Below are 12,317 nucleotides of genomic sequence, written 5' to 3'. Positions count from 1 at the left end.
AGACCATCGGCCATGCCCGACCCCGAGACCGAACAAGGCGTGATCGTCGCCCTGCTCGAGCGACTGCGCACCCAGCGCCTGCCGCGCGCGCTCGACATCAAGGCCAAGGTCGAGCGTGGCGAGGCGCTCGACACCTTCGACCTGAGCTTTCTCGAGGAGGTCTTCGCCGACGCCCGGTCGCTGCAGCCACGCTGGCGCGATCACCCCGAGCTGGGCACGATCATCGCCTCGATGATCCATCTCTACCACGAGATCACCACCCGGGCGCTCGCCAACGAGCAGGGGCACGAGACGGGCACCTGAGCCGGCACGCCACGAGGGAGAGGACACCATGAGCCGCACCATCACCATCGAGCCGGTCACCCGCATCGAGGGACACGCCCGGATCAGCCTCCAGCTCGACGACCAGGGCGAGGTCGCCGACGCGCGCTTCCATCTCACCCAGTTCCGCGGCTTCGAGAAGTTCTGCGAGGGTCGGCCCTATCGCGAGATGCCGGCGCTCACCGCACGCACCTGCGGGATCTGCCCGGTCAGTCACCTGCTCGCCTCCAACAAGGCCTGCGATCATCTGCTCTCGGTGAGCATCCCGCCGGCGGCCGAGCGGCTGCGCCGGGTGATGAACCTCGCCCAGCTGGCGCAATCGCACGCGCTCTCCTTCTTCCATCTCTCCTCGCCCGATCTGCTGCTCGGCTGGGACGCCGACCCGGCCAGCCGCAACATCTTCGGGGTGATGCGCCAGCACCCCGAACTCGCGCGCGACGGCATCCGGCTGCGCCAGATCGGCCAGCAGATCATCGAGACCCTGGGCGGCAAGAAGATCCACCCGACCTGGGTGGTGCCCGGCGGGGTGAGCACGCCGCTCGGCGCCGAACAACGCGACACCATCCTCGCCCTGCTCCCCGAGGGGCTGGAGATTGCCAAGCGCACCTACGACCTCTACAAGGGACTGCTGCCGCGTTTCCGCGATGAGGCGACGCGCTTTGGCAACTTCCCCACCCTGTTTCTCAGCCTGGTCAGCCCCGAGGGACGGCTCGAGCACTACGACGGGCTGTTGCGGGTGAAGGACGCCGCGGGCCGGATCCTCGAGGACCAGGTACCGCCGCACGAATACCCCCGGCTGATCGGCGAGGCGGTCGAGGACTTCAGCTACATGAAGTTCCCTTACTACAAGCCGCACGGCTATCCCCAGGGGATCTATCGCGTCGGCCCGCTGGCACGGCTCAACAACGCCGACGCCTGCGGCACCCCCTATGCCGACGTCGCCCTCGCCGAGTTCCGCATGCTGCAGGAGTCCGGACCGGTGAGCAGCAGCTTCCACTATCACTACGCGCGACTGGTCGAGATCATCTATGCCCTGGAGATGATGGAGCGACTGCTCAGACACCCCGAGATCCTCGACACCCGGGTCCGTGCCCGCGCGCGCAGCAATCGCGACGAGGGCATCGGCGTCGCCGAGGCCCCGCGCGGCACCCTGATGCACCACTACCGCATCGACGAGGCGGGGCTGATCACCTGGGTCGACCTGGTGATCGCCACCGGACACAACAACCTGGCGATGAACCAGAGCATCCGCCAGGTCGCCGCGGCCTATGTCGACGGCAACGATCTGCGCGAGGGCATGCTCAACCGCGTCGAGGCGGTGATCCGCTGCTACGACCCCTGTCTGTCCTGCGCCTCGCACGCCGTCGGCCAGATGCCGCTGGTCATCGAGCTGCGCGATCACCGCGGCCAGCCGCTCGACCGCCTGGAGCGCACATGCCAGTCCTGATCCTCGGCTACGGCAGCCCGATCCGCGGCGACGATGCCTTCGGCCCGCTGCTCGCCGAACAACTCGAAGCGGAGGCGAGCGATCCGCGCCTGCGGGTCCATGCCCGTCATATCCTCACCGCCGACCTGATCCCGGAGCTGCTCGACTGTGACCGGGTGATCTTCCTCGACGCCGCACTCGACACCGCGCCCGGCGAGATCCGTTGTCAGCGTCTCGACCCGAGCCGCGCCGGCGGATCGAGCATGGCCCACTTCCTCGACCCGCGCGAGCTGCTCGCCTGGTGCGAGGCGCTCTACGATCACCGCCCGACGGCCTGGCTGCTCTCGGTCGGCGCCGCCTCGCTCGACTACGCCAGCTATCGGCTCTCGCCCGAGGTCGCGCGGATGATCCCGGCGGTACGCACCCACATCGAGCGCCTGCTCGAGCAAACGCCGAGCGACGAGTCGCGCCCATGAACCACGGGGTGTGCGCCAGGGCGGCAATCGAGCGGTCGCTCGATGCCCCTTGGGGTCGGAAAAGCGGCGACAGTCAACCGTACCAAGCCCTGTCGACGCGCCAACACGCCCGCGACCGGTCTTGACGCGAAACTCGTACCGGTCTGCATCGACAAACGCATCGCAATTCGAGACGACAGCGACCCTCGAGGCGATCGCCACGCCGAGGGTGGCTGAGTCCACGACCAATCGGAAGGGGCTGGCTGCCGTCTCATCCGTCCCGAGCCAAGCGCGAACAACAGGCCGCCCCCCGGCGTCGGGATCACGCGCCGAGCAGCCCGCGATAGAGGTCGAGATAACGCGTCGCCGGACGCCGCCAACTGTGATCGGCACGCATCCCGTTGTCCCTGAGGCGATCGACATGCTCCGGGTGATGGCGCCACAGCCAGACCGCACGCGCCAGGACCCTATGGACCGCCTCGGTCGTCTGCGCCTCGAACAGATAGCCGTTGCGCTCGCCGGCAGGGCGGTCGCTGTGATTGGCGTCGATCACGGTATCGGCCAGACCGCCGACCCGACGCACCAGGGGAAGGGTGCCGTAGCGCATCGCGATCAACTGGGTCAGTCCGCAGGGTTCGTAACGACTCGGCACCAGGATCATGTCGGCACCGGCATAGATGAGATGGGCCAACTCCTCGTCAAAGGCGAGTTCGAGATGGGCATCGGGACAGTCGGCCAGGGCCTCACGCCGAGCGGCGAAGCGCGCGGCCACCGCCGGATCCGGCGCCGAGCCGAGCAGCACCACCTGACAGCCGAGCGCGAGCGCGCTGTCGATCCCGCCGAGGATCAGCTCGACCCCCTTCTGCGCATCGAGCCGGCTGACCACGGCGAGGATCGGCGCGGCGCGCGCGCGCAACCCCAGACGTCGGCGTAACGCCTCAGCGTTGCCGGCCTTGAGCGACAGGGTGTCAGGAGCATAGCGGACGGGGATCAGTGGATCGGTCTGCGGATCCCAGACCGCGTCATCGATACCGTTGAGGATGCCACCGAAACTGTCGCCACGAGACTGCAACACCCTCTGCAGCCCCATGCCCTGCTCGGTGTGCAGCACCTCCCAGGCATAGCGCGGCGAGACGGTGTTGACGAAGTCGGCGCAGTGGATGGCGCCACGCAGCAGATTGGCCCGTCCCGGCACGGCGGGGTCGTCGAGTGGACCCGGATCGAGCAGCGCCCCGACATCGACCCCGAGACGCGTCAGCACCGCCGGCTCGACCAGCCCCTGATGAGCAAGGTTGTGCAGGGTGAGACAGATTCGAGCGGAGACGTCGCCGGCATCCGGCACGGCCCGTTGCAGCACCGGCAACAGCGCGCTCTGCCAGTCGTGACAATGGACGATGTCGGGCCGCCATCCGGGGCGACGCAGCAGCGCATCGGCCGCACGCGCGAACAGCGCAAAGCGCAGCCCGTCGTCGGGCTCGCCATAGATACGCGAGCGACTGAACCAGTCACCTGCCGGATCGATCAGAACGCAGTCGAGCCCCTCGACCCGCAACCGCCAGCAGGCGCACTCGAGCACGGCCCCGTCGAGCGGGATCGACAGCGGCTCGTCGAGCGGCTCGAGCCGCGAGACGAAAGGCTCCGCCAGCAGCCCGCGATAATAGGGCAGCAACACCTGGACCTCGACGCCGGTCGCGGCCAGGGCGCGCGCCAGCCCCTGGGTGAAGTCGCCGAGCCCGCCGACCTTGGCAAGGGGCGCGCACTCGGCGCCGACCATGACCACGCGCATCGCTCAGTCCTCCTCGGCGCGCGGCGCCAGCGCCGGCGGATGCTGCGCCAGGATCGCGCGCAGCAGCTCAGGGTCGTCGACCCGGCACTCGAACTGGAAGCGCCCCCCCGGTCCCACCCGATACGGCTGACCGAACAGATCGATCTCGCGCCCCGGCGGCGCCCAGCCCGAGACACACAACCGCGCCTCGACCATCACGCCCTCGGCGCGGGGCGAGGGTCGCGCATACTCCAGCCTCGGCGGGACCTCGTCGACCAATCGCGCATCATCCCGCTCCGGCACATCGGCAGGTGCAGCGACCGACACCGAGGCGGCGACAGCGCGCCGCGCCACCACAGCGCGCCGCACACGTTCGACATCGACATCGAGCCCGAGTCCATGCGCGAAGGGCTCGGAGCGGGCGATCATCACCCAACCCTCGGCGCCGTCGGAGAGTCCGAGTTCGGCGCAATAATCACCGCTCGGCGGTCTCTCCGCGAGCACCATCCTGCCATCCGCGCCACCGCTCACCCGTGTCCGCACCACCCGCTCCGTCACCAGCCGGTCGCCGGTGCCCGGGGCTGCGCGCAGCAGCCGCACCACCGGACTCGCCCCCCCGGGACCGAAGAGCGCGGTAGCGCGCGCCACGTCGGTCGAGGAAAGGCTCCAGCTCGCCCCGACACCACCCGCAGCACGCTCGAACAGCACCACTTCGCTGCCACGCCGCAACGCAGGGAAGTCCATCGGCGCCGGATCGGCCATCACCGCACCGGCCTCTTCGCCGGGACGCGCCCCGACTTCGTCCGCGCGGGAGTCTTGGTGGATATCGATCGCTGTGCGCTCCTCTTCAAGCAAGGCCCATCAGACCTCGGCATCGGTCAACATCAGATCGTTCGAGCGATACGTCGGCGGCGGCGCCGAACCGTCCTCTCCCGCGAATGCCGCCAGCGTGCGCGCGGCCGCCTCGAGGCGCTGATACAGATACGGCAACCAGGATTCGCCCCAGTACAGATAACAGCTGGTCTCGGCCTCGAGGATCAACTGCCGAGCGCGCGCCAGATGGCCATCATCGTCATCCTCGCGGCGTTCACGCAACAGACTCCAGTAACGCTCGCTCAGTCTCGCCAGTTCGGCCACCGCCGCGCGCTGCATCCGGCTGCCGGTCCAGCGCGAGAGTTCGGCGCCGACATCGGCATCGATGTTCCAGCAACCCGCCTGAACCCGCGCGTGGACGCGTGGATGGAAGGCATCGAGATAGCATCCGAGCGACACCGGACGGATCATGCTCTCGCCATCGCGCCAGCGCGCCATCTGCGGCGCGAAGAAGTGACCGAAGAAACCCGCCTGCTCGTGGGTCTGACGCAACCAGACACCATTCTCGCCGTCGCACCAAGTGGTGAGCAAACGCGGCTCGCGGGGGCGTGGCGAGCGTGCGGCACGGAGGCAGACCTCGCGCTCGAAGCCATCAGGCTCCAGCCCCGACTGCTGCGCGCCGGAGAGGGCACGATCGCGCGGCACCACACGGATGCAGGCGCCATCATGACAGGCCAGATAGGGACGCAACACGTCGCTCATGCCATCGGCCGGGCGCACATGGCCACCGTCGACCACCACATAGTCGTACCCGGCCTTCACCAGCGCCGGGATCATCTCCATGGTGAAGGCCAGCTCCGGCGGCCAGAACCCACGCGGCGCGCGACCGAAGGCGCGCTCCACCAGGGCCCGCCCCCGTGCCAGTTGCTCGGCCCAGTCGGCGCGCGCGATCAACGGGAAGATCGGGTGCGAATACCCCGTTCCCACCAGCTCGATGTTGGTCGCCCGACGATATCGATCGAGCATCGCCGGGATGTCGACGACGGTGCGATAACGCGCGACCACCTCGGGATCGAGCAACTGCTCGAGCAGCACCCCGGAGAAACCGACGTGTAACACCGAGACATCGCGAAAGTGCTCGGCATAGCGCACCACCCGTTCGTAACAACGGATGATCTGCTCGGCCTCCCAGGGGCTGGCCTCGATCAGCAGGCGCAGATTACCCGGGGGTTGGTGCATGTGGAGCCCGAGTGCGTGGGCGATATTGGTGACGGTCATCCAGGTCTGAACAGCGGGTCGACGGGGCCCGCGACATCCACGGGCTACAGCAATCCCACATTAAACAATGGGGCGGGGTGGGTAAAGCGTGGGATAGCGGCCAGCGGCCAGCGGCCAGGAGGATTGAACCGCCATGGCGCAAAGAGCGCGAAGCAGGAAAGAGCCACCAGCCGTCAGGACCCTCGCCACTGGAGGCTGACGATCGACGCGCCCTACTCGCCCCGCCCTTCGAGCACCACCAGGCTACGACCGCGCACCAACAGCACTGAAGCCGGGTGCGGCGGCTGGAGGTCGGGCTCGATCAGGTCGGTCGGTGAGGCACTGGCGGTGTCGAGCGCACGGAACCAGGCGATGCCAGGGAGTTGCGGCAGGGTGAAGCGACGCGCGCAGGGTTCCATGTTGATGGCCACATGCAGCACCGGCTCGGTCTTGCGCAGTGGCGCCAGGGTGAAGGCGAGCACCCGCGCCTGCGGATCGTCCCAGGGCGGCTGATCGGGCTCGAGGCCGTGCCAACGAATGTCGGGTAGCCCCGCGTCCGAGCGCGCCCGACCGTTGAGGAAACGGCGTCGGCGCAGACTCGGGTGACGCTGGCGCAACGCGATCAGCCCGCGCACGAAGCCCAACATGCTGGCGTTGCGCTCGACCAGCGACCAGTCGAACCAGTTCTCGGCGTTGTCCTGACACCAGGCGTTGTTGTTGCCGCCCTGGGTGCGCAACACCTCGTCGCCGGCGAGCAGCATCGGCACGCCCTGGCTGAGCAACAGCAGCGCGAGCAGGTTCTTGGCCTGACGCCGACGCAGCGCCAGCACCTCGGGATCCTCGGTCTCGCCCTCGATGCCGCAGTTCCAGCTCAGGCCGTCGTCACTGCCGTCACGGTTGTCCTCGGCGTTGGCGAGATTGTGCTTGCGGCCATAGGAGACCAGGTCCCAGAGGGTGAAGCCGTCGTGACAGGTGACGAAGTTGACGCTGTTGAGCGGATGGCGGAGATTGGCCTGATAGAGATCACTGCTGCCAGCGAGCCGGGTGGCGACCTCGGCCACCAATCCCGGATCGCCGCGCACGAAGCGACGGATCACGTCGCGATAGCGACCGTTCCACTCCATCCAACGATAGCCGGGGAAGCTGCCGACCTGATAGAGCCCGGCGGCGTCCCAGGCCTCGGCGATGATCCGGCTAGTGGCCAGGGTGTCGGAGAGTTCAATCCCCCACAGCACCGGCGGGTTGGCCAGCGGCTGGCCGTCGGCGTCGCGCGCCATGGCGCTGGCCAGGTCGAAGCGGAAGCCGTCGACGTGCATCTCGCGCACCCAGTACTCGAGCGCGTCGATGATATAGCGCGCCACCAGCGGGTGGTTGGCGTTGACGGTGTTGCCGCAGCCGGTGAAGTCGAGATAGATACGCCGATCGAGCACATCGAGACAGTAGAAGGTCTCGTTACCGAAGCCCTTGAAGGTCAGGGTCGGCCCCCCCGCCCCGCCCTCGCTGGTGTGGTTGAAGACCACATCGAGGATCACCCCGATCCCGGCGCGATGCAGTGCCTTGACCAGGTCACGGAACTCGCGCCGATGGCAGCCGGCCTCGGGGTCGACGCAATAGCCCGGGTGCGGCGAGAAGAAGCCGTAGCTGCTGTAGCCCCAGTAATTGCGCAGCCCCGCCTGCCACACCGCCGGCGGCACGTCCTGCTCGTCGAAGGCCATCACCGGCATCAACTCGACATGGGTGATGCCGAGCGCGCGCAGATAGGGGATCTTCTCGATCAGCCCGAGGAAGGTCCCCGGGTGCGCGACCCCGGCGCTGGCGTGACGGGTAAAGCCGCCGACGTGCAGCTCATAGATGATGGTCTCTTCCCAGGGGCGGCGCAGCGGGGTGTCGCCCTCCCAGTCGTACTCCTCGGCGAGCACCACACCACGCGGCGAGTCGTGGGGGCGCACGCCCTCGACCTGACGGCGCCAGCGGTCCCAACCACAGACGTTGACCGCACGCGCCCAGGGGTCGACCAACTCGACCTCAGCGTCGAAGCGCCAACCGTTGCCCTGCGGATCGAAGGGACCGTCCATGCGCCAGGTGTAGTGGGTCCCTGGCGGCAGGTCGACCACCAGCACGTGCCAGGAGAAGAAGGTGTGATTGACCTCGGGGTCGAGACGGATGACCTGGAAGGGCTCGGCGCTCTCGGCGCCGGCATAGAGCAGCAGCTCGGCGCCGCTGGCATGACGGCTGAACACCGAGAAGTTGACCCCGGCATCCTCCACGGTCGCCCCCGGCGGGTGACGGTGCCCGGGCAGGGTGTGATAGGGAGCATTGAGAGCGACCATGACGAAGTGCGCGGTCCCGGTTGCAGATGCTGCCGGGCGAGGCAGCGGAAGAGGTGACGCGACCTCGGCGTCACAGGCACCGTGAGCATAGCACGCGCGCCCGCCCCGACCGCCTCAGGCGTGTCGCAGCAGCGCCGATGACGGACGATCCACCCAGCCCCAGGCCAGCACCCAGGCCAGCGCCGAGGCCAGCGCCGCGCCCCCGAAGGTCGCCAACGCACCGGCATCCTCCCACAGCAACCCACCGATCAGGCTGCCGGCGGCGCCGCCGGCACCGAAGCTCAGCGCGCTGTAGAGCGCCTGCCCGCGCCCCTGAGTACGCCCGGGGAAGGCATGGTGGACCCAATGGATCGCCGCGGCGTGGAAGGTGGCAAAGGTCGCGGCATGGAGCAACTGGGCAAGCACCTGCAGCCACAGCAACTCGACCCAGGCGCCGATCACCAGCCAGCGCACCACCGCCAGGGCCAGACTCCAGAGCAGCACCCGACGCGCCCCGAAGCGCTCGAGCAAGCGGTGCATCACCAGGAAGATCGCCACCTCGGCGACCACCCCCAGCGCCCACAGCCCGCCGACGGCGTCGGTACCGTAGCCGTTGGCCTCGAGATGGATCGAGTAGAAGGCGTAATAGATGCCGTGGGCAAGCTGCATCAGCAGGCAGGTGGTGAAGAAGGCGAGCACGGCGGGCCGGCGCAATAAGGCGCCGATCCGGGGTTCGGCGTCCTGGGCACGCACCGGCGCACTGTCGGGGATCATCAGACTGGTCAGCCAGATCCCGAGCAGCAGCGCCAGCACCCACCAGGGCAGGATCGCGAACGACTGCGCGTGTAGCGCCATCCCCAACGCCACTACCACCAGCACGAAGCCGACCGAACCCCACACCCGCACCAGCGCGTAGCGCGTCGGCCGACGGCGAAGATGATTGAAGGTCACCGCCTCGAGCTGCGGCAGCGAGGCGTTCCAGAAGAAGCTGAACAGCGCCATCGCCAGCGCCGTGGCCCAGAACCCCTCACCGATGAAGATCAGCCCGAAGAGCACGACCGAGAGCAACGCCGCGAGCCGCACCAGCGGCATCCGCCGACCACTGCGATCGGCCAGCTGTCCCCAGACCAGTGGGGCGACGATCTTGGTGGCATAGAGGATCGCCAGCAGCTGGCCGATGGCCAGGGCATCGAAGCCGCGATCCTGCAGATAGAGCCCCCAATAGGGCACCAGCGCCCCGAGCGAGGCGAAATAGAAGAAGTAGTAGCCGGAGAGACGCCAGTAGGGCATGAGGGTGACTGAGGCGCCCTGCGGGCGCCCACGCGGACTCAGGCGCCGGGCGCGCGCGCGGCGATCGGCGGGATCGGCGCCTGGGTAGCGGCGTTCTGGGCGCGATGACGCAGCAGATGATCCATCAGCACGATCGCCAGCACCGCCTCGGCGATCGGCGTGGCACGGATCCCCACACAGGGATCGTGACGCCCCTTGGTGACCACCTCGACGGGGTTGCCGTCACGATCGATCGAACGCCCGGGGATGCGAATGCTTGAGGTCGGCTTGAGCGCGATGCGCACCACCAGGTCCTGACCCGAGGAGATGCCACCGAGCACCCCACCAGCATGGTTGGAGAGGAAGCCTTCCGGGGTCATCTCGTCGCGATGCTCGCTGCCGCGCTGCTCGACACAGGCGAAGCCGTCACCGATCTCGACCCCCTTGACCGCGTTGATCCCCATCATCGCGTGGGCGATATCGGCGTCGAGACGATCGTAGATCGGCTCACCGAGGCCGCTGGGCATCCCCTCGGCGACCACGGTGAGCGCCGCACCGATCGAGTCGCCGGACTTGCGCAACGCGTCCATGAACTCTTCGAGTTCGGGCACGCTCTCGCGACACGGCCAGAAGAAGGGGTTGGACTCGACCGCCGCCCAGTCGAAATCGCGCGGACGGATCGGGCCGAGCTGGGAGAGATGACCGCGGATTCGCACCCCGGCGTGCTCGGCCAGATACTTCTTGGCGATCGCCCCGGCGGCGACCCGCACCGCCGTCTCGCGCGCCGAGGAACGACCGCCGCCGCGATAGTCGCGATGACCGTACTTCTGGTCGTAGCAATAGTCGGCGTGGCCGGGACGATAGCGGGTGGCGATCTCGGAGTAATCCTTGGAGCGCTGGTCCTCGTTGCGGATCAGCAGCCCGATCGGCGCCCCGGTGGTACGGCCCTCGAACACCCCGGAGAGGATCTCGACGGTGTCGGACTCGCGCCGCTGGGTGGTGTGGCGCGACTGCCCCGGCTTGCGCCGATCGAGATCGCGCTGCAGATCGGCCGCGCACAGCGCCAATCCGGGCGGACAGCCGTCGACCATGCCGCCGATGGCCGGCCCGTGGCTCTCGCCGAAACCGGAGACGACGAACAGTTTACCGAGACTGCTTCCAGACATGATCGGGATCCAGGCAACGAGAAGGGTTCAGGACAATGCAACAGGCCACGCCGAGCACGCCGGCGTGGCCCGGCGGATCAATAGGTCGGCGGCGCCACCACGTCGTCGGGGTTGAGCCAGGCATTGCCCTTGGCCAGCACCTCGCGACTCAGGGTGCTGGTGGCCTGGTGGAGCTTGACCCCGTTGACGATATAGTTGTAGCGCGCGCTCAGGTACTCGAACTCGGCCTGGAACAGGTTGCGCTGGGCGTTGAGCACGTCGACCTGGGTCCGGGTGCCGACCTCGAGCCCGGCCTGCGTCGACTCCAGCGCCGAGCGCGCCGAGACGATCGAGGCCTGACGGGCCTTGACGTCCTCGATGCTCGAGAGGATGCCGCGATAGGCGTCCTTGACCTGCTGGCTGACCTGACGACGGGTCTGGTCGAGACGGTCCTGGGCGGCGCGGAAGTTGTAGCCGGCCTCACGGGTACGCGAGCTGACCGCCCCACCCTGGAACACCGGGATGTTGACGCTCAGGCCGACGAAGCCGGTGTCGGAGTCAGTGTCGAAGGTCGCGTCGGAGCGCGAGATATCGTAGCCGGCCTGGAGGTTGACCGAGGGGTAGTGACCGGAGCGCTCGATCTCGATGCCCTTGCGCGCGGCGTTCGCCGCCTCGCTCGCGGCGACGATGCCGTAGTTGCTGCGCAGCGCGGTCTTGGCCCAGACGTCGATCTCGTTGGGCTCGGGCGGCGAGAGCGGCAAACGGTCGCCGAGCCGCGCCAGCGGCACCTGGATCGGGCCGACGATGGTGCGCAGCGCTTCCCAGGCGTTGTCGAGATCGTTACGCGCGGTGATCAGATCAGCACGCGAGCGGTCGTAGGCGGCCTGGCTCTCGTTGACGTCGGTGATCGCCACCAGACCGACCTCGAAACGCTGGCGCGACTGTTCGAGCTGACGCTCGTTGGCGCGCAGCAGCGCCTCCTGCACGGTCACCGCGTCGGCCGCGCGCAGCACGTTGAAGTAGGACTCGGTGGTCTCGACCATGAGTTCGAGCTGGGAGTCGCGGAACTCCGCCTCGGCCTGGGCGATGACATGATCGGACTGCTTCAGGGTCATCCAGCTGGCGCGGTCGTAGACGGTCTGGTTGACCACCGCCTGCAGCCCCTGGGTGCCGTATTTGTCATAGCGGTCGAAGCTGCCGAAGGTGCTGGTGCCGCTGCTGTCGACGCTCTGGTAGTCGACGTCGCCCTGCACGCTCAGGCTCGGCAGCAGCAGTGCCTGGGCCTGGGGACGGGCCTCGCGGGAGGCGAACAGACGCTGTTCGGCCTCGCGCAGGGTGGGCGCGCTCTGCGCGGCCATGTCGTAGATCTGCAGCAGATCCTCGGCCTGGCTCAGCGGCGCGATCCCGCACAGAAGAGCCGTGATCAGGGTCGGAAGGGTTTTCCGCATCGGATTTGGTTTCCTGGGTGCAGACCCGCGCACGACGGCTGGACATCGTGTTTGGATCCAGAGGCGATGGTTCCAATCGAGACGGGATTCCGTCATCATGCTTGGATTG

The 12,317-nt window shown here is 68.1% G+C and carries 10 protein-coding genes; 3 read left to right on the top strand and 7 right to left on the bottom strand.

Annotated elements, in window-relative coordinates; all coding sequences use genetic code 11:
- Positions 1-12: 12 nt before the first annotated feature.
- From MARPU_RS05080 to MARPU_RS05070, 3 genes are read left to right on the top strand one after another with little or no spacing between them, the layout of a single operon-like run.
- Positions 13-303, top strand: a complete 291-nt coding sequence (locus MARPU_RS05080) for a hypothetical protein (protein WP_005220447.1) — start codon at positions 13-15, stop codon at positions 301-303.
- Between the two features lie 28 nt (positions 304-331).
- On the top strand, positions 332-1,768 hold the full coding sequence (locus tag MARPU_RS05075) for a Ni/Fe hydrogenase subunit alpha (protein WP_005220445.1): 1,437 nt from the start codon (positions 332-334) through the stop codon (positions 1,766-1,768).
- Positions 1,756-2,223: a hydrogenase maturation protease gene (locus MARPU_RS05070; RefSeq protein WP_005220444.1), complete on the top strand. Its 468-nt coding sequence runs from the start codon at positions 1,756-1,758 to the stop codon at positions 2,221-2,223. The genes MARPU_RS05075 and MARPU_RS05070 overlap by 13 nt, the downstream gene beginning before the upstream one ends.
- Before the next feature lie 301 nt (positions 2,224-2,524).
- On the opposite strand, the gene MARPU_RS05065 is transcribed toward MARPU_RS05070, so the two are convergent.
- From MARPU_RS05065 to MARPU_RS05035, 7 genes are all read right to left on the bottom strand, one after another.
- Entirely contained in the window at positions 2,525-3,988 is a 1,464-nt protein-coding gene (locus MARPU_RS05065; protein WP_005220443.1) for a glycogen synthase, read from the bottom strand.
- Positions 3,989-3,991: 3 nt separating this feature from the next.
- Positions 3,992-4,822: a hypothetical protein gene (locus tag MARPU_RS05060; protein ID WP_005220440.1), complete on the bottom strand. Its 831-nt coding sequence runs from the start codon at positions 4,820-4,822 to the stop codon at positions 3,992-3,994.
- Positions 4,823-4,828: 6 nt separating this feature from the next.
- Entirely contained in the window at positions 4,829-6,058 is a 1,230-nt protein-coding gene (locus MARPU_RS05055; protein ID WP_005220437.1) for a polysaccharide deacetylase family protein, read from the bottom strand.
- 212 nt (positions 6,059-6,270) lie between these two features.
- Positions 6,271-8,367 carry a glycogen debranching protein GlgX gene (gene glgX, locus MARPU_RS05050; RefSeq protein ID WP_005220435.1) on the bottom strand — a complete coding sequence of 699 codons (2,097 nt, stop codon included), beginning with the start codon at positions 8,365-8,367 and terminating at the stop codon, positions 6,271-6,273.
- 114 nt (positions 8,368-8,481) lie between these two features.
- A complete protein-coding gene (locus MARPU_RS05045; protein WP_005220433.1) occupies positions 8,482-9,636 on the bottom strand; it encodes an MFS transporter in 1,155 nt (384 codons plus the stop codon).
- 38 nt (positions 9,637-9,674) lie between these two features.
- Positions 9,675-10,781 carry a chorismate synthase gene (gene aroC, locus MARPU_RS05040; RefSeq protein WP_005220431.1) on the bottom strand — a complete coding sequence of 369 codons (1,107 nt, stop codon included), beginning with the start codon at positions 10,779-10,781 and terminating at the stop codon, positions 9,675-9,677.
- A gap of 77 nt (positions 10,782-10,858) precedes the next feature.
- Positions 10,859-12,208: a TolC family outer membrane protein gene (locus MARPU_RS05035; protein WP_005220430.1), complete on the bottom strand. Its 1,350-nt coding sequence runs from the start codon at positions 12,206-12,208 to the stop codon at positions 10,859-10,861.
- Positions 12,209-12,317: the final 109 nt, after the last annotated feature.

This window comes from Marichromatium purpuratum 984 (genome assembly GCF_000224005.2).
In the GTDB taxonomy this organism is placed as follows: domain Bacteria; phylum Pseudomonadota; class Gammaproteobacteria; order Chromatiales; family Chromatiaceae; genus Marichromatium; species Marichromatium purpuratum.
Note: the sequence above shows the minus strand (reverse complement) of the source record. Positions and strands in the feature narration are given on the sequence as shown.